This is a genomic window from Maricaulis sp. D1M11 (assembly GCF_047308265.1).
GTDB lineage: Bacteria > Pseudomonadota > Alphaproteobacteria > Caulobacterales > Maricaulaceae > Maricaulis.
Window position 1 is genome coordinate 51,806 of the sequence record NZ_JBKQWY010000011.1, and the last position, 18,222, is coordinate 70,027.

Annotated in this window: 19 protein-coding genes; 5 read left to right on the forward strand and 14 right to left on the reverse strand. The window is 58.9% G+C overall.

What is annotated here, in order from left to right; all coding sequences use genetic code 11:
* Positions 1–63: 63 nt before the first annotated feature.
* From RMQ97_RS14995 to RMQ97_RS15055, 13 genes are all read right to left on the reverse strand, one after another.
* Positions 64–1,107: a GlxA family transcriptional regulator gene (locus RMQ97_RS14995; protein WP_413661715.1), complete on the reverse strand. Its 1,044-nt coding sequence runs from the start codon at positions 1,105–1,107 to the stop codon at positions 64–66.
* Between the two features lie 116 nt (positions 1,108–1,223).
* Positions 1,224–2,390 (reverse strand): cytochrome P450, encoded by a 1,167-nt coding sequence (locus tag RMQ97_RS15000; RefSeq protein WP_413661716.1) that lies wholly within the window; start codon positions 2,388–2,390, stop codon positions 1,224–1,226.
* Positions 2,387–4,033 carry an AMP-binding protein gene (locus RMQ97_RS15005; protein WP_413661717.1) on the reverse strand — a complete coding sequence of 549 codons (1,647 nt, stop codon included), beginning with the start codon at positions 4,031–4,033 and terminating at the stop codon, positions 2,387–2,389. Before RMQ97_RS15005 ends, RMQ97_RS15000 begins: the two co-directional genes overlap by 4 nt.
* A complete protein-coding gene (locus RMQ97_RS15010; RefSeq protein ID WP_413661718.1) occupies positions 4,030–4,332 on the reverse strand; it encodes an acyl carrier protein in 303 nt (100 codons plus the stop codon). Before RMQ97_RS15010 ends, RMQ97_RS15005 begins: the two co-directional genes overlap by 4 nt.
* The gene (locus RMQ97_RS15015) at positions 4,329–5,717 is read right to left on the reverse strand and encodes a hypothetical protein (protein WP_413661719.1); all 1,389 of its coding nucleotides are present in this window, start codon (positions 5,715–5,717) and stop codon (positions 4,329–4,331) included. The genes RMQ97_RS15010 and RMQ97_RS15015 overlap by 4 nt, the downstream gene beginning before the upstream one ends.
* Before the next feature lie 543 nt (positions 5,718–6,260).
* Positions 6,261–8,024: a SulP family inorganic anion transporter gene (locus RMQ97_RS15020; RefSeq protein WP_413661720.1), complete on the reverse strand. Its 1,764-nt coding sequence runs from the start codon at positions 8,022–8,024 to the stop codon at positions 6,261–6,263.
* 27 nt (positions 8,025–8,051) lie between these two features.
* On the reverse strand, positions 8,052–9,785 hold the full coding sequence (locus RMQ97_RS15025; RefSeq protein ID WP_413661721.1) for a TIGR01244 family sulfur transferase: 1,734 nt from the start codon (positions 9,783–9,785) through the stop codon (positions 8,052–8,054).
* A gap of 34 nt (positions 9,786–9,819) precedes the next feature.
* The gene (locus tag RMQ97_RS15030; protein ID WP_413661722.1) at positions 9,820–10,686 is read right to left on the reverse strand and encodes an MBL fold metallo-hydrolase; all 867 of its coding nucleotides are present in this window, start codon (positions 10,684–10,686) and stop codon (positions 9,820–9,822) included.
* Positions 10,687–10,700: 14 nt separating this feature from the next.
* Entirely contained in the window at positions 10,701–11,120 is a 420-nt protein-coding gene (locus RMQ97_RS15035) for a metalloregulator ArsR/SmtB family transcription factor (protein WP_413661723.1), read from the reverse strand.
* A complete protein-coding gene (locus RMQ97_RS15040; RefSeq protein WP_413661724.1) occupies positions 11,117–11,761 on the reverse strand; it encodes a peroxiredoxin in 645 nt (214 codons plus the stop codon). Before RMQ97_RS15040 ends, RMQ97_RS15035 begins: the two co-directional genes overlap by 4 nt.
* A gap of 95 nt (positions 11,762–11,856) precedes the next feature.
* On the reverse strand, positions 11,857–12,441 hold the full coding sequence (locus RMQ97_RS15045) for a TetR/AcrR family transcriptional regulator (RefSeq protein WP_413661725.1): 585 nt from the start codon (positions 12,439–12,441) through the stop codon (positions 11,857–11,859).
* Positions 12,442–12,523: 82 nt separating this feature from the next.
* Positions 12,524–13,006 carry a DUF1772 domain-containing protein gene (locus tag RMQ97_RS15050; protein WP_413661726.1) on the reverse strand — a complete coding sequence of 161 codons (483 nt, stop codon included), beginning with the start codon at positions 13,004–13,006 and terminating at the stop codon, positions 12,524–12,526.
* Complete coding sequence (locus tag RMQ97_RS15055) at positions 13,006–13,872, reverse strand: NAD(P)H-binding protein (RefSeq protein WP_413661727.1); 867 nt, start codon at positions 13,870–13,872, stop codon at positions 13,006–13,008. Before RMQ97_RS15055 ends, RMQ97_RS15050 begins: the two co-directional genes overlap by 1 nt.
* Positions 13,873–14,022: 150 nt before the next feature.
* On the opposite strand from RMQ97_RS15055, the gene RMQ97_RS15060 reads away from it, so the two are divergent.
* The 5 genes from RMQ97_RS15060 to RMQ97_RS15080 all read left to right on the forward strand — a co-directional run bounded on the left by RMQ97_RS15060 (position 14,023) and on the right by RMQ97_RS15080 (position 17,494).
* The gene (locus RMQ97_RS15060) at positions 14,023–15,132 is read left to right on the forward strand and encodes a THUMP domain-containing class I SAM-dependent RNA methyltransferase (RefSeq protein WP_413661728.1); all 1,110 of its coding nucleotides are present in this window, start codon (positions 14,023–14,025) and stop codon (positions 15,130–15,132) included.
* Between the two features lie 96 nt (positions 15,133–15,228).
* On the forward strand, positions 15,229–15,525 hold the full coding sequence (locus RMQ97_RS15065) for a DUF1330 domain-containing protein (RefSeq protein WP_413661729.1): 297 nt from the start codon (positions 15,229–15,231) through the stop codon (positions 15,523–15,525).
* Positions 15,504–15,692: a hypothetical protein gene (locus RMQ97_RS15070; RefSeq protein ID WP_413661730.1), complete on the forward strand. Its 189-nt coding sequence runs from the start codon at positions 15,504–15,506 to the stop codon at positions 15,690–15,692. Before RMQ97_RS15065 ends, RMQ97_RS15070 begins: the two co-directional genes overlap by 22 nt.
* A gap of 96 nt (positions 15,693–15,788) precedes the next feature.
* Positions 15,789–16,373: a TetR/AcrR family transcriptional regulator gene (locus tag RMQ97_RS15075; RefSeq protein ID WP_413661731.1), complete on the forward strand. Its 585-nt coding sequence runs from the start codon at positions 15,789–15,791 to the stop codon at positions 16,371–16,373.
* A 131-nt stretch (positions 16,374–16,504) separates the two neighbouring features.
* Positions 16,505–17,494 (forward strand): alpha/beta hydrolase, encoded by a 990-nt coding sequence (locus RMQ97_RS15080; protein ID WP_413661732.1) that lies wholly within the window; start codon positions 16,505–16,507, stop codon positions 17,492–17,494.
* A 5-nt stretch (positions 17,495–17,499) separates the two neighbouring features.
* Here the strand turns inward: RMQ97_RS15080 and RMQ97_RS15085 are convergent, their stop codons facing one another.
* Positions 17,500–18,207: a SapC family protein gene (locus RMQ97_RS15085; protein WP_413661733.1), complete on the reverse strand. Its 708-nt coding sequence runs from the start codon at positions 18,205–18,207 to the stop codon at positions 17,500–17,502.
* Positions 18,208–18,222: the final 15 nt, after the last annotated feature.

The following is an 18,222-nucleotide window of genomic DNA, read 5'->3' on the forward strand; positions in this document are numbered from 1 at the left end:
ATGTCTCAGATTGTTGGGGGTATTCAGCGCCGCGACGTGCGGATCAGCCTTAGAAAAGTAAACTCATTCAATCGGCCTCCCGTCCCGGAAGAGGGCATGATCAACAGGCCGGAATCGGTCGCGATAGTCCGAGGCCGACACACCGACATGTCGCTGAAAGGCGCGCCGCATGCGCTCAGCACTTTGAAAACCTGTTTGGCGGGCAATCTCTTCAATTCCCGCGTGTGTTTGTTCGAGTGATACCCGCGCCGCCTGAACACGCGCTGCCTCAACGTAGTGGGCCGGAGTCATCCCGGTTTCATCCTTGAATTTGCGGGCAAAGGTCCGCTCGGACATGGCCGCCCTGGCAGCAAGTGCAGTAACGGTCAGGCTGTCGGTCAGGTGCGCGAGAACATAGTCCAGCGTGGCATTGATCACGGGATCCTCAGCCTTCTGGGCCACCAGATGCGCACTGAATTGTGACTGCCCACCGGGACGCATCATGTACATCACATTATAGCGTGCGACCTGCAGGGCGACATCATGCCCCCAATCGGCTTCAACAAGCGAAAGGGCGAGGTCCATGCCCGTGGTGACGCCTGCGGATGTCCAGATATTGCCGTCCTGGACATAGATCGCGTCCGGTTCGACCTGAACCTTGGGATACTTCTGAGCCATGACCGGACACCACCACCAATGGGTCGTGGCCCGGCGCCCGTCCAGCAGCCCCACCTCGGCCAGGATCATCGCTCCCGTGCAAATCGACACGATCCGACGGGCTTTGGGAGCAGCCTGGCGCACAAAGTCCAGAAGGTCTTTGTCTTCCAGTGCGTCCACAGTGCCGTGACCTCCGGCAATGATAAGCGTGTCAACCTGAGCATCTCTCGCCAGCTCGTCTTCAAAAGACGCTGTCGCCTGCAAGGTGAGACCGCTCGTTGTCGTCACCGGACCAGCCTCGTGAGCAACAACCGTCACCTCATAGGGCTGAATCCCGTCCCCGAGAAACAGCCGGCTGCCCGTGAGGACTTCCAGAGGTCCCACAACATCAAGAATGTGGGCGTCCGGATAGACCACCATGCAGACCTGGCGGGTCTGATTTGTCTGTTTATGTTCTGTGTCTGTCGTCATGATGATCGGACACTAGCCGTTTTCCCGAGACGACGGTTAGGACAACAACCCCACCCTTTCCGCCAAACTCACCGGCCAGCGATTGTCTCAGTTGATCACAAACGCGATATCACCGCTCACTTCGGCTGCCAGTCCACCATCAGAGCGCTGAACAGCGCCACGCCCGTGCGGTGATTTCCGTCTTCATGGCCTCTGAGCTGGTACCGACCGCATTGCAGGAGGCGTTCAAAAACGGTTAGGGCAATTCGACGTGCCAGCCTTTGTCCCAGACAGGTATGCGCGCCGGCGCTGAAACCCAGCGAACCGGACCGGGCAATATCCAGCCGCACAAGTGCGGCCTCGGGATAGACCGCATCATCCCGACCGGCTGACTGGATGTCCAGGTGCAGCATGGCGCCAGCGGGCAAGGTCACGCCTGCCAGTTCGACATCGCGGACGGGACGGCGCGGGATCACAACTGGGGTGCTCGGTCGGACCCGCAGAACCTCTTCCAGGAAACGTTCCAGGAGTCGTCGATCCGCGGCCAATACCTCCTGCAGATCGTCACTTTGAGCCATTAACCGCATGGCCGCGCAGAGATAGCTGACCGTGGTGGCCCAGATCGCACTGATGAAGAATAGCTCCTCATCGCGCAATCCGCGCGCACAGGCCTGACCGAACTGGCGCCCTCCCTGCCGGGGCGGGCTTTGCATGTGAGCAAAGACAAAGGCGAGATCCGCTTCGCAATCGGCGTACTGACTGGCCCGCAAAACGTAGAGGAAGCTCTCCCAGGCCCGGAAAGAACGTCTGACCACCTGTCGTGTCGTGGCGAAATCCAGACCCAATTGTTCGGCCGCGATGGCACTCATGAGGGCTTCAAAGAGCGTGTCATAAAAATCCACTGGCCCCGGATCCACCGCAGACAGACGGGTATCCAGCTCCACACGGAGCCGGTCTTGCGTCCAGACCCGATCCAAATCAGGCATCATCGACAAAAACACCTGTTTCTGCTCGCGATGGCGATCACCCGTCTGAAACACCATATTGCCCTCGGCAAACCGGCGCAGATTCGGGAAGGTCTGGCCCAGCGCCGTCTCCATGCGCTCGATTGTTTCAGTTGCCGAGACAGGCCTGACATCTGAGGACAGCAGGAGGCTGCGGATATCGTCATACCGACTGATCCGCCAGCGCCGATACCGTGTGTCAAACTCGGGAGGCCCGGGTGGCAAGGCCGGCTCCAGTTCGAGCGGCCAGACCCCCGGTCTTGTCGCGCGAATACGCCGAGCTTGTGCCTGGATGTTCATTCCACCGCTTGCAATTCGAGAGCACGCAGTGTGCCGCTTGTCCATGCCTTCCTGTTCGCCTGCCGACGGATCTTGCCGCTCGTTGTGCGCAGAAGATGGCCCCGTCGCACGAAATGCACCTCAAGTGGAAAGTGGAAGTCCTGGAAAACGGATCGACTAATGGCCCGGGACAAATCCTTGCGCAATTCATCGGTCATGCCCTTCCGGGACGTCTCGCACAGGATGATGCGGTTTTCCTTTTCACCGTCATCCTCAGCAAACACTGCGCATTCAAAAGTGGTGTCGTCCGATAGCAAACGCTCGGCACAGGCGTGAGCGACGGCCTCAACATCACCGGCTGCCAGATTGCGCCCGCCCAGATTCAGAACATCATTCTGCCGATCCACCACATAGAGGTCATCGCCTTCCAGAAAGCCGATATCTCCGGTGTTATAGAACAGCCCGTCTTCCCCTTCGAGGCGATGCAGGCTGAGATCTTCCAACCCGGTCGTGTGATGTCGCCAAACCGCGGGCGCGAGATTGGGACCCTTGACCCAGATACATCCCTGTCCATCGACCCGTTGACCGGTCGCATCCGCAATCCGGATCGACATACCCGGCGCGGCAACGCCACTGCAGATCCGGGCCACATCCCGACCGTTTTCACTGAACACTTTCATGGTGCTCGGTCCGGAAGCTGCCATGACGGTCGCTTCAGCCAACCCGTAACCGGACAGGAAACGATGGCGCTCAAATCCGCACGACACGAAGTTATCGGCAAACTGGTCCAGTACCCGCGGCCGGATGATCTCGGCAGAGACAAACGCGGTTTTCCAACCGGACAGGTCCAGTGCCTCGCGCTCGCTCTCCCGGGTCATGCGCACGCACATGTCATAGGCTGCAGTGGGCGCGCCGGACATGGCCATCTCATGGCCAGACAGAGCCTTCAACCATCGCAGGGGACGGCGATAGAATTTATCCGTGGGCATGTGAATGGCTTTGCGTCCTGCATGAAGCGGAAACAGAAGGCCAATAATCAATCCCATATCGTGAAAATAGGGCAGCCAGGTCACGTAAACCGCATGATCGGGCGTTTGATAGTGCCGGTCCATTTGCACCAGATTGGTCGCAAGATTGAACGCGGATACACATATGCCTTTGGGCTCAGCCGTCGAACCTGACGAAAACTGCATGAAGGCGATCGACTGCGGATCAGGCTCCGGCAGATCTGTGCTGGGCGGACGCTCGGCCAGCAGCGTCTCAAATGCCAGGATTTCCCATCCCTCAAGACGCCCTCTGAGCAGGTCCAGATGCTGTTCAAGACAAACTGTCGGTGCATCACCCAAAACATCGAGAATGGCCGCCAGACGCCGCTGACTGGTTGCACCTCCGGCAGCGGGCACCGGTACAGCGGTAACGCCGGCCTTCAAACATGCCAGAAACAGAACACTGAAAGCCTCGGTCTCTTCGATGGCCAAAACCAGGTGTTGTCCGCCCATCCCCCGGGCCAACAGGACCCGCGCCATATGGTCAGACCAGTCCGCCAGCTCGCGAAAGGTCAGGCGAGCCGTTTCCGCATCCCCATCCGCCCAGATCGACAGGGCGATGCGATCAGGGGCGTCTTCAGCCCAGCGAGCAAAGGTTTCGAGAAAGCCGGGGGTCACACCTCTACCCCTTTGGTGGACACTTTACCTTCGGACGCCTCGGCCAGCAAACCGGGCAGCGCTGAAAGAAAGGAATCGATCGATGGATAATCGTAGAACCAGTACGGATCAACGCTCAGACCGAAATCACGCTCCAGACCGCTAGCGAGTACAGCGATCTCGATAGAATCTAGGCCGAGATCATCAAAACTAGCGGCTGTGTCGATGTCAGACGGATCCAGCTTCAACGAAGACGCAATAGATTTCACGGACCAGTCACGGATCGGCAGCAGCCGGTCCGCATTCCAGGTATCTGTCATGATAAAACTCGTTGCCTCTCATCATTGGATGCACCGAGGTGCTGATGAGAAAAGGTAGACGAAAGAAGCTGCATCATGCCTTGGCGCGCCGCTGCACGAGCAACGCTGTCGTGTTTCGAGTACCCGGTCAGCCAATGCAGTTTCACCGCTTCATAGGACTCAAGATAGGCGGCATGGCGCTGATCTTCACACGGGCCCTCCGGCGCATAGACATGCGCTTCAAAGCCAGGTTGGGCCCGCGACAACACAGAACCGATTTCCAGATCAGCGACGTTCACCCGTTCACAGACCCGTGCGAAATAGGCGCGCCCCCGAAAATCCTTCAACGCATTGGATACTCGAAGATCGACCGTTGCAAAGGGCGAAAAACTGAGACTTCTGACAGCGCCAAGCCTCGCACCGTAGACAAGCGCGGGGAAACCTGCCGCGGAATTGCCCAGCGTGTATACTGGACGCCCCGGCGAATGCGCTTCGAGCAACTCGCGCAGGCCGATCAAGGTTCCATCCAGATCGCTAGCCACGCTGCGTAACCCGTTGAGGTGAAAGAGGTCTTGGCTATCCGTCAGATACAGGACCTGTAAATCCAACGCTTGGTAAAAACGGCCCATGATGGAGTCCGGCAGACGAAACGCGCCGTTCAGTCCACCAAACACAAGCACGATCCCTTCACGCCTGTTCGCCCCGTGCAAAACCAGCTCATCGCTCAGCGAAACAGGAGCAACCGCTTCTTCCGGACGGACTGGAAGTTGGGCGCACTCACGCACCAGCGTCGTATAATCCTCATCGGGTGCGGCTGACACAGCATCCTGCCACTGTCCCTGGTCAGCATACTGGATCATGGTCCGGAACCGGGCCCGAAAGACGCCCTTATTCGAGCCAGGTTTCGAACCGGTAATCTTGTAGCGCCGCAACTCCCACGATTCCGGAAGTTCGTGCTCCAGAAGGGCAACATCCAATTGGCTCACAGCCTCGGCGGCATGAAGCTTGCCGGCAAGCGCCTGGGTAATCAACAGGAGTTCGGCAGGCAGTTCTTCGTCCAATCGGCTCAAGACAAGCTGGATGAACCGACGCATCTCCGGTTCCGAAATATTCGCTAAGGCCCGCAGGAGCGGGGCGGGAATCTGCCGCCGAGCTTTGAGTGTTCGGGACCGAAGGAACACATCCACCGCACGCTCGGCTTGACCTTGCCCAGCCAGAGCCACCATGTGCAGCTCTCTCCAATAGGGATGATTGGGCAAGAGTCTGACAAGACGCGCACAAATGGGGGCAAGACGCTTCGGCGCGAGACTGGAAAGCGTGGCGCGAATCGGATTGAGGGATTGCCACGAGCCCGGATCCTGGCACGCCTGTGCCATGGCGCGAACAAAGAGGCGGTCCTCTTCCATGTCCAGTGCCCGACGTGCCAACTCGGACAGAAGCTGGACATTATCCGGATCAAGGATGGCACGACGCTTCAAGGCATGAAGTTCCGCACGATCCTCGCCACACTCAATAAGCTCTTCGAGTTGAGCGAGAAATCTTTCAGGAGCCCAGAGCAACCGTGCCTGGGACAGACTCTGCGTAGCCGCCTCAATCCGCCCGCTCTCGAACTGCCAACGCGCTTTCTGGACGACCGGAGACCAAGCGTTTGGATAGGTCTTGATACACTTATCAAGGCCCTGGAACGCCCGACGCGAATAGCCGGCAGCCCAGTCGCTGCGAGATTTTTCAAGCGTTTTTTCCAGGGAGATAGTCTGCATAGCTTACCCGTTGGCCCAGCCCCAGAGGGCTGCAAACGAACAGGAACTCACCCTAGCAACCTCTCACAACCTACAGCTTAGTCTACACATATTGTCATTGGAAGAGGGCTTCGGATTATTTACACGCGCAATTCGCCAGCCCGACACGCCTCTCGTTGCTTAGCGAAATCTTCTCCCAGGCGGTGCGGTCTAGATATGGTAATCGAGAGCCCGACCGTCGGGTGCGTGACGGGCAGAAAAGGCGCAATCCGGATCTAGTGCCTCGAGCGCTTCATACTGATGTAGAAATACCCGCCCCGTCAGCTCATCCAAAAAATGCGTCCGCTCCAGCCGGTCCATGACCGGCCCCTTTACCTCGGACAGATGAAGCGCGATCCCGCTCTCCTTGAGACGCAGATTGATCGCTTCAAGACTTTCGAGCGCGCTCGCATCAATGGCGTTGACCGCCGGACACATCAGCACCAGATGGCGGATATCGGGTCGATCATGGATCTCCTGATAGACCATATCCTCCAGAAATCGTGCATTCGCAAAATACAGGCTCTCATCCACACGCAAGATCAGAACGGATTTTGACAGGATGACATCGTGCCGGTCTTCATTGCGGAAATGATGCGTCCCGGGAACGATGCCCACACGGGCAAAATGAGGCCGACTGGTATTGTAAAGATGCAGCACCAGAGACAGCACCACGCCTGCGCTCACTCCCAACTCCACGCCAAAGGCCAAGGTTAAACCGATTGTTACGACCATGGCGGCGAAATCGGTCCGGGAATAGACAAAAACCTGACGAATGGCGGCCAGATCGACAAGGGAAAGAACCGCGACAATAATCGTGGCGGCCAGCACGGCCTGGGGCAGAAAAAACAGAAAAGGCGTCAGGAAGAGCGTGGCCAGCGCAATCCCGATCGCGGTGAACGCCCCGGCGGCCGGCGTTTCCGCTCCGGCATCAAAATTGACTGCCGAACGCGCAAGCCCGCCGGTCACCGGATAGCCTGAGGACAGCCCCGCTGCCAGGCTGGACATGCCCAGACCAATCATTTCCTGGTCTGGGTCCACGCTCTGGCGTCGTTTGGCGGCCAGTGTTTTGGCGACGGATACCGACTCCACAAATCCGATAAGCGCGATCAGCGCTGCTGATCCAATAAGCTGTTGCCAGATGGCCGGATCTAGGCTCGGCACGGACAGGCGCGGCAGATCGGTCGGTACTTCACGTAGGATCCGCACTCCCACCTCGTCCAGCTGGAGTAATGCAACGGCCAGAATACTGGCCACCACCGCAAACACCGGTCCGGCCCGCGCAATAATTGTCGCCAGTCGAGTGTTCAGACCCAGCCTGGTCAACAAGGGTTTCAGCTGACTGCGTGCCCAGAACAAGAAGACCAGAGAGGACCCGCCAATCGCCAGGGTCGGCACATGAATCTGCGGTAGCTGACGCCCCAGCGAGATAAGAAGCTCGAGCAGGTTATGACCCGATGCGTCGACACCCATAATGTGTTTGAGCTGTGACGCGGCAATGATCAGGCCCGATGCGGTGATAAATCCGGACACCACCGGGTGCGATAGGAAGTTGGCCAGAAAGCCCATCCGGAACACGCCCATCACCAGCAGGATCACGCCAGCCAGGATCGCTAGGATCAACGCGGCCTCGATGTAGAGGGCCGAACCGGGTTCTGCGATCCGGCCCGCTGCTGCCGCCGTCATCAGCGACAATATGGCGACCGGCCCAACAGCCAGAGTTCGGCTGGTGCCAAACACCGCATAGACAATCAATGGCAGAATGGAGGCATACAGACCGACCTGAAGGGGCAGGCCAGCCAGCATGGCATAGGCCAGGGATTGCGGGATCAGCATGATGGTGACGATCAGCGCCGCCACCAGATCATTGACCAGAGTGTGCCGCGAATAACGACGCCCCCAGTCGAGGACCGGCAAATAGCGGGACAGTTTCATCACCCCATCCTCCCTAACCCGACCGGGTCAGGCCTTGTCCTTGAAGTCGCAAGCCGGTTGCGCTTCGTGAGCCGTCGGCGCGTGCGGCAAGAGCCTCGGTCCGGCCAGAAACTCATCGCCCTTGAGCATCTGGTTGAAATAGATCGACGGCAGCATTTTCTCTTTCAGGAACCAGGCCCGGCGTGTGGGTTTGCGGCCATCAAGCAGCCAGGTCGGGAAGCTGGGATCGAGCACACCCCCGTAAGCAAACTCGGCCAGAACAATCTTGCCCCGCTCCACAGTGAGTGGGCAGGACCCATAGCCATTATATACAGCATTGGGGGACTGTCCCTCCAGCACAGCGAGAACATTGTGGGCCACGACCGGAGCCTGTTTGCGAACCGCGGCCGCGGTCTTGGCATTCGGCGTCGAGCCACCATCGCCCAGCCCGAATACATTGCCATAACGAACATGCTGCAGGGTCTCACCATCCACATCGATCCAGCCCGCCGTATTGGCCAAGGGTGAGGTGCGGATGAAATCGTGGGAGACCTGCGGCGGGCAGACATGGATCATGTCAAATGTATCCGTACGCTCGCTGCGCGTACCATCCGGTGCGATGATTTCAAACCGGGCTTCTTGCCGATCCCCGTCGACGGCCACCAATCGCTCGTTGAAGTCGAGGGTGATTCCGTAAAGCTCGACATACTCCATCAGGGCCGGGACATAATCGGCCACGCCGAACAAAGCACCGCCGGCATTGTGGAAGTGCACATCCATCTGGTCGAGCACACCACGTCGCCGCCAGGCATCACAGGCCAGGTACATGGCCTTTTGCGGTGCACCCGCGCATTTGATCGGCATGGGCGGCTGGGTAAACAGAGCCCGGCCGTCCTTTATGGAGTTGACGAGCTCCCAGGTGTACGGCGCCATGTCGAAGAGATAGTTGGACGTCACACCATTACGCCCCAGACTCTCTTTCAGCCCCTCTACCCCCGCCCAGTCCAGCTTGAGCCCCGGCGCAGCGATGAGCGCGGCATAGCCGATGCGCGTGCCATCCTCGAGCACGACCTGGTTTTGCTCGGGCTCGAATCCGGCACAGGCGGCTCGGATCCATTTCACCCCCTTGGGCATGACGGTTTCCATGCGACGCTCTGTCTGCTCGCGCTTGAACACACCGCCGCCCACCAGAGTCCAGCCGGGTTGATAATAATGCTCTTCGCGTGGCTCGATAATGGCGATATCGGCATCTGGCTTGCGGCGCAAAATGGATGAGGCTGTCGCGAGACCCGCCGCTCCGCCGCCGATAATCAGGATGTCGTGACTGGCCCGCGGCGCCGACCCGGGCGTGCCATGTGATTGTGCAGCGCGCTCTTCAAGCCGTGGCCGCAAGGCGGTCAAATCATAGCCTGCGCCCTGTGCGGCCTTCAAAATTGCCTCGACGGACAAATGCCCGGCCTGGGCCAGCGCCCACAGACTGACCGACCGGGTTCCCGTCCGGCAATAGGCCAGCAAGGGAGCGGGCATGTCACGCAGCGCCTGGGCGAACGCCTCAATATCCGCGTCCGTGATCTGCCCCGGTGTAATCGGGATCGAACGCACGTCCAGCCCGTGCCGGCTTGCGGCCTCCATGATGTCCGCCTGGGCCGGTTGGTCCTCGGCTTCACCATCCGGGCGATTGATCACCAGGCTGCAAAAGCCCTGGGCGGCGATCAGGCTGATATCTCGAACGCTGATTTGCGGTGAAACCGAAAAATCCGGTGCCAGTACACGAATATCCAAAATCTCCTCCCCGAGACGGATCCGATACCGGCGCCTAGAGCGCGTTGATCGGGACTTTCATATAGCTCTTGCCATTGTCTTCCTCGGGCGGCATTTCCCCGGCCCGCATATTGATCTGCACCGAGGGCAGGATCAGACGCGGCATGGACAGTGTGGCATCACGCGCTTCGCGCATCGCGATAAAATCCTCGCGAGAGAGGCCGTCCCGCACATGAATATTGGCGCGCTTTTGCTCTCCGACCGTTGTCTCCCAGACATAGGTATCGCGCCCCGGTGCCTTATAGTCGTGACACAGGAACATGCGGGTCTGGTCCGGCAGGGCAAACAACATCTGGATGCTGTCGTAGAGCGTGCCCGCATCTCCGCCGGGAAAATCGCATCGCGCAGTCCCGAAATCCGGCATGAAGATCGTATCTCCCACGAACAGGGCATCACCGATCAGATGACTCATACAGGCCGGCGTGTGACCCGGGGTCGACATCGCCTTCGCATCGATCCGTCCCAGCTGGTAGGTTTCGCCATCACTGAACAGGTGGTCAAACTGACGGCCATCGCGGGCAAACCGCTGATCCTCATTGAAAATTTCACCAAAAACCGTCTGGACCGTCGGGATCTGGTCTCCGATGGCCGTCGTGCCACCGACCTGGTCGCGGATATAGGGCGCAGCGGTCAGGTGATCGGCATGCACATGGGTGTCGATAATCCACTGGCAGGTCAGGCCCCGCTCGCGAATGTGCGCAATGATCCGGTCGGCAGATTGCGTATTGGTGCGACCGGACGCGGGATCATAGTCGAGCACACTGTCGATCACGGCACACTGCAAGGTCGCCGGGTCGGTCACGACATAGCTGATGGTGAAAGTCGCTTCGTCAAAAAAGCCGGTCACGTCGGGGATTTGCATAATCTACTCCGAAATCAGGACGGGGTGCGGGCGAACACCCCATATCCGCCCGGCGGATTGGGACGTCCGGCCTTCACAGGGCGGGCGGCGGGTGTCGCCGGGTTTTGGCGGGCTTCGGGTTCACACACGGTCTTGCCCAGCATGGCCGAACAGATGGAATCCAGCAGAGTGATGACACGATCACCTCCGGCCAGACGATAGAAAATCACCTTGGATTCGCGCCGTGTTTCCACCAGTCCCTCCTCGCGAAGCTTGGAGAGTTCGCGAGACAGGCGCGGCTGACGAATGCCAAGAACCGTCTCGATCTGGCCGACAGACATTTCTCCATCCCGTAACTGGCAACAGATCATCAGGCGCGCAGGATGAGCAAAGGCCTTGAGAAGGCGCGTCGCTTCTTCGGCGAGAGGCATCAGGGCCTGGCTCTGCGGCGTCACGACAGGACCTCCCGACGCATATACCACACCTCATCCTCCTCTGCGCCGTCCAGCGCCCCAGTCTGGTCCAGCGGTGGCGGCAAAAACCCAGGCTCTCCCGGCTGCCAGCCTTCCGGCATCACGCACTGGCGGGCCTCGGAATCCTGCAGCGCGCTCACCAGTCGCAATATCTCGGCGACAGAACGCCCCACATTCATTGGATAGTGGATCTGGGCGCGCAACATGCCGTCCGGATCGATGACAAACACCGAACGGACGGCGGCTGTGCTCTCCGACCCCGCGTGGATCATGCCATAAGCCTGCGCCACACTCATGGAGATGTCTTCGAGAATGGGAAATTCGATCCGCACGCCCAAACGGTCCTCGATATCCTTCACCCAGGCGATATGGGCGTACAGGCTATCGACTGACAATCCCAGCAGATCACAGTGCCGGGCTTCAAACTTTGGCATCGCCGCCTGGAAAGCGAGAAACTCAGTGGTGCACACGGGTGTGAAATTGGCCGGGTGAGAAAACAACACCAGCCAGCGGCCACGATAATCCTCAAGCCGCACAAAACCACGCGTCGAGCGGGCCTCGAAAACCGGCGCCGGCTCATCGATACGGGCCACCCGGCGGTCGGTATCGGTCAATTCATCCATAAAGGGCCTCGAACAGGTTCAACTCCCTTCATATTACATTTGTCGATAGTGTCAACTGTAAAGCGAAAACTGTCGCGCGACACATCCCAACAGTTTCAATTTTTGACAAGTGTTCGGTGGGCCACTGTTCGCATATGCGCGACAAATTCGTCCTGGGACCAACCCTGACCGCCACACAGAAGCTCCCAGTTCCGCACGGAAAGAAGCATCCAGAGACTGTCCGTCGCCCGCTCGACACTCAGGCCAGGATCCAGTACGCCAGCCTCATCGAGCGCCCGCACCGCTGCCGCGCAGCCATGACGGATCGCAGCCAGCCGATCGTCCCAGGCCGCTCGCGCCGCCTCATCCGTGTCATACATGGCCATGAAGGCCCGGGCGACGCCATAGATGTGCGGCATGTAACCCAGCCAGGCATCAATCCAGGCATCGAGCCGGTCAACACCCGTCGCGGCGCGTGAGGCCTTCAGGCGCTCATCCACCTCAAGAACTTCGTCCAGATAACGGGCCGTCGCAATCAGAAGCTCCGCACGCGCTGGGAAATGAAGGTAAACAGCCTGGCGAGACAGACCACTCTCCTTAGCTATATCACTCATGCGCACAGGCTTTGCCGGATTATCCTCGAGCAACCGCCAGGTCGTTTTCATGATCCGCTCGCGCGTGACTTCACTTTTTTTGCTCATGATCACCCACTGTCTTGATCCCGTGTAAACTACAAGCGGATACGCCGGTGGCAAGCCGCCACCGGCGCCCCAACCCAGCGGCTTAAAGGGGGGACACCGCCAGGAGACTACCGACACCGGCGAGGAGACAGGCGAACGTTCTCACATGATTGAGACGGGTCCAGCGATGCAGGTAAACCTGCCAGTATCCGCTGTTTTCCGCATCCGACGCGCTCATGGCGGCCAGTCGATTATTCATCGGCACATTCCCGGCGACCGTCACAAGGAAACAGCCCAGAGCATAAACAAGCGCCGATGCCGCGATCAGCCATCGAGACTCCATCCCGGTCGTCCAGCTCCACCAGGCCAGGGCAGAAAACGCTGGAAGCAGAAGAAAAAACTGCAACAGAAACACGGATCGCAGCACTGTGCGGTTGATGCCCTGCATGGCCAGAGTGGCGGCTTCATCGCCGGCCTGATCCAGGCCTCGCATGACAAAATCAGAAAACGCCAGGAACACACCCCCGACGAAAATCGAGGAGACGCCGACACCCATCAGCGCGGCCGGGATCAAGGACGTCGACATCACACCGTCTCCGCTTTCGCCTGCCACAGACCTGTCGCCGCCACGTCTTGCGCGTAGACGGCAAAATCCCTGGGCTCACGCCCCAAGGCCCGCTGGACGCCGTCACATAGATGGGCATTGCGACCGTCGAGGACCGTGCCGAACAGATAGCCCAGCAACCAGACCACCTCGTCTGGCGCACCTTCAGCCTTCATGGCCTCGAGAAAGATGTCAGAGGGGACATACTGAAAGTGAACCGGCCGACCCGCCGCCTCAGAGATAATCTCGGCGGCTTCACTGAAGGTCAGCAAACGCGGACCTGTGACCTCATAGACCTCGCCTGAGTGCCCATCTTCGCTCAGCGCGACAGCCGCCACTTCCGCAATATCATTCACATCCACAAAAGGCTCACCCACATCGCCTGCCGGCAAAGTGATGAGACCGGACTTCACCATGTCGAGGAACGCCCCTTCGGAGAAGTTCTGATTGAACCAGCTGGCCCGCACAATCGTCCACTCCAGGCCCGAGGTCTGGACAATGGCCTCACACGCCTGAGCCTCCTCCTCACCCCGTCCGGACAGGAGAACCAGGCGTTTCACGCCCGAGCGCTTGGCCGTTTCTACCAGCTGGGAGATTGCGTCTGTCGCGCCCGGAACCGCCAGATCGGGGGCGAAGTTGATATAGATCGCAGAAACATCCTGCATCAAACCGGCCCAGTTATCACGTGTATGCCAGTCAAAACGCGGCGTGCTGGAGCGCGAGACACCGCGCACATCCACACCCTTGTTTTCCAGAAGCTCGACAATACGACGCCCGGTCTTGCCGGTGGCGCCCAGCACCAGAATACGCTGCCTGTCCGCACTTGCCCGTCCAAAAATCTTCCACATGACGCACCTCCTTTTCTTGACGCCGTGTAAACTTTACACCGTGTCTATGACGGATGCTCGACCCCGCGTCAATCAATTTTTTGACACGCCGTCAATTTTGTGGGGCTTCACCTCGCTCCGCTTTGTGATTTCCGCTAAAGCTCGCCAATGATGAAAGACCGTTTGGATATCTTCTGCGTGACGCATCCGGGCCTGGAGGATGTGCTGGACACCGAGCTTGAGGCTCTCGGCTTCACGACGCGCGACACGACCCTTGGGGGCGTCGCGGTCTCTGGCAGCCGGGAAGATGTCTGGCGCGCTAATCTATTTCTGCGAACCGCAAGCCGGGTGCTCGTTCGCATGGACACCTTTCCCGTTCACCACTTGGCACAGCTGGACAAAAAAGCGAGGCGGCTCGACTGGTCCCACTGGCTGAGAGCTGACACGCCCGTACGGGTGGATGCCACAAGCCGGTCCTCGCGCATCTATCATGAGGGAGCTGCAGCCGAGCGGGTTGGAAAGGCCATTCAGGCCGCGCTGGGCTGCCAGCTCTCTGCAGACGCCCCTGTTCGCGTCCTGGTCCGCATCGAGAAGGACATGTGCACGATCAGCCTGGATACATCCGGCGAACTGCTTCATCGACGCGGCCACAAGCAGGAAGTCAACAAGGCGCCAATGCGCGAGACCCTTGCAGCTGCCTTTTTGGCCCTCAGCGGCTATACCGGTTCAGAGACCGTCATCGATCCCATGTGCGGCTCGGGAACGTTCGCGATCGAGGCCGCAGAAATCAGCCAGGGCCTGACAGCAGGTCGTTCGCGCAGATTTGCCTTTGAACACCTGCCCGGCTTTGATCCGGCCCGATGCACCACCCTGCGATCCACCCCCCTGCATGCCGCCCGAAACATTCGACATTTTGCGTCAGACAGGGACGCGGGCGCTGTGCGCATCGCGCAATCCTACGCACGCCACGCAGGCGTGGAGGACAAAGTCCACGTCGAGCAATGCGACATCGTCGATCGGGTCGCTCCCGACACGGCGCCTGGCCTCGTAATCCTCAATCCACCTTACGGCGCGCGCGTTGGTAATCCTCGCCAATTGACCCAGCTTTACCGGAGCCTGGGACAGACGCTTTGGAGCCGTTTCAGCGGCTGGCGGGTCGGCCTGGTCACGTCAGATGCCAAACTGGCGAAAGCCACCGGACTGCCCCTCAGGCCCGTGACGCCATCGATTGATCATGGCGGTATAAAAATTCACCTCTACACCTGCCCACCCCTTCGCTAACCCACCCCAGATCACGCAGCCGTGATCGGGTTACCCCTGCTTTTATTTATAACAGATGTTATTTATAGGCCATCCACACACATGGAAGGATGCGATATGAGCGCGATGATGATCTCCCAGGTCCAGATCCACGACCCGGCCTTGTTCCAGGACTATCTGGCGAAATCGAAGGATATAGCTGGCCGGTATGGCGCAGAACTACTGGCACGCGGGCGACTGGAAACAGTCTTGAATGGAAATGACAAACCCGCACCGCTTGTGGTGATTGCCCGCTTTCCAAGTCTGGAAAAGCTGAACGCCTGGTTCGAAGACGACGACTACAAAGCCATTATCGGACTTCGGGATAAGTCCTCACACCAGGAGATGACGGCATGGACGCTGATCGAGGACTAAGCCCGCAATTTCCGTTTGCCAGGGCCTGGACCTGGTTCAAGGAAGTCGCGGAAGCCGTTGAAACCACACCTGAAGAACAGGTCCAGGCCCAGGTGCGTCAACTGCGTGATGAGATCGATGTGCTCCATCATCGCCTCATGGTTCTGGAAAGCCAGACACCCAAATAAGGCTCAGGGCGGGGAACCGCCCTGCTCCACCCCGTGGCGCAAGGGCTCGAATGTTTGGTAGCGTCACACGATTTCCAATGTGAATGGACGGGGCCCGTGGCCAGAAAACGTGAATTCGACCCTGAAGAAGCCCTGGACAAAGCCATGCATGTGTTCTGGGAGAAGGGATATGCTGGCACGTCCATGCGGGACTTGACCGCAGCGACCGGGGTCGCGCCAGCCGGCCTCTATGCCGCTTTCGGCGACAAGGACGGCCTCTACCAAAAGTCTCTGGAGCATTATCGCGATAATTATATCGGCCGCCTCCTCGCGGAACTATTCACTGACGAAGCCGGGCTGGATGAGATTCGCGTTGTTTTCACACGCATTCACGACCGTCAGCAAACGTTTCGCCGCGGCGTCGGATGCCTGTGGACGAATGGCGCCATGGAGTTCGGCGACACCCAGCCAGACAAGTCGGATCTGTTCCGCTGGAATGCCGTGCGCATGGAGGATGCCTTTGCACGGGCCCTATCAAGATCTGTGGAAGCAGGCAAATGGCCTGCAGATCGCAGCATTGACCAGACTGCGGCCCTGTTGGTGTCCATCTTCAATGGCTTCCTGGTTCTCGGGCGCGGATCGGCCGAACCCCACATCATGGATCGCAGTCTGAAAGCGGTGTTCGCCCTGCTCGAAAGCTGAAACCCCGGCACTGAGATCATGATACCGCGTTCGGGTTTTCTCTCCGACATGTGATCCATTAAAATAACATCTGTTATTTTAATGCTTGAGCCTCTGTGGCATTCCTCTCGCTACACCCGGAGGATATCGACATGAACCATCACGCACCCCAGCTTCATCTCTCACCGGATTCCTGGTACCAGACCGGCGAGCTTCGGTTTTATGATCCGGAAACACGTACTTTGTCTGAAAAATCCAGCTCAGGCCGACACCGTGTTTTTCGTCGTCGGACCGGCTCCGCCACACGGTGGACAAGCGAGCCTGTAACCGTGTTTCTGGGCGGATTTCCAGATGGCAGTTTTGGCTGGTCACGCGTCGAGCCCCGGTTAAAGGACCCCGAACGCCCTCGCCTGTACATCGACTATCTGGGCATGGGGGCCTCGGACACTCCCCGCCACTACCGCTATTCCAGCATGGAGCGCGCAGATCAGATCGAAGCCCACCTCTTGGACCTTGGAATCCGGGATCTCCATATTGTCAGCTTCGACTTTTCCTCTCTGGTCGTCATGGAGATCCTGAGCCGCCAAGCCGATCGCCAAGCACGTGGTGAGCCCCAGGGTCCGCGCATCCGATCGATCAGCGTGTTCAATGGCGGCCTGTTCACGGACGGGCACTCTCACCCCTGGTTTACAACACCCGTTCTCAACTCGCCCTTTGGCGGTATGGGGACATGGTTTGCCCAGAGGTCCCGCTTTGTCTTTGCCCAGATGGTCAATGTGCTCTGGTCAAAGGACTACGGCGTCACATCACAGGAGGTTTCCGAACTCTTCAGCGTTGTCACCCGCAATCGGGGCGCGCATTTCATGAGCGCCGGTGCCGGGTTTGTGCGTGAACATTTGAGGCAGAAGACACGTTGGGATTTCAAGCGGCTCTTCGTTTCCACCCAGCACGATATTCGGTGGTGTCTTGTGGCGAGCAAGAAAGATCCTTTTGAACGCAAACAGGTCCGCAAGGCTGAAAAACGCCTGCGCACCTATGCCCCGGATGCGCGCTGGTTACCCGGCGGACATCTCACCACATCGGAACATCCCGATCTGATGGCAAGGATCATTCATGACATAACCGACCCGGCCGACAGCTGAGACCGTCAGAGACTCGCCTCTTTGCGATCGATAAGATTGGACACCTGGGACAGAGAGGCCAAAATAAAATAGGCATCGCGCAGGTGTCCGACCGCATTCAGCTCGGCGAGCTTGTCCGCTGAAAGCCCCAGCACAGCCTCTTGCTTGATGGAATAGAGATTGTCGAAACGCATACGCGAACCATCTTTGAAACTGACATCCAGCTTCACAATTTCGATCAACTGGTTATCGACCAGCGCCTGGATGAGTGCCTTGGTCTTGGGACCCGCGTCGACCAAAGTCGCGAGGACCGAATTCATTTCGGTCAGATAAGGCGTCGCTTCGCCGGCCGCATCGAAGAGGGCCTCGCCTGTCGTTCCAACCCGGCTGTCTTCACGATTGATCTGCGGCGCGAGGAAAACCTGCCCCTCTGCTTCCCGCTGACTGACCGAAAACGGACCTCGACGGATATGAAGCGGGACATAAGACGCTGTCCACGCCTCCCCCTCGAGAAAAAGGTTCTCATCAGCCCCGAAACCGGTCATTGCCGCGAGCAGAAACTCGCCCGTTTCGGGCTGTTTGACCAGAAACACCGGGTATTGTCCGATCAATCGCGGCAGTTCGACAGCCATAACAGGGAGCAAATGGGTGGCATGACCGAACTCAGCCCCGTAACGCGTGGCGACCTGAAGCTGGCCGTGAAGTTTTTGGTCGAGAAATTCTGGTTTTGACATGCGTATCTGCTTTTG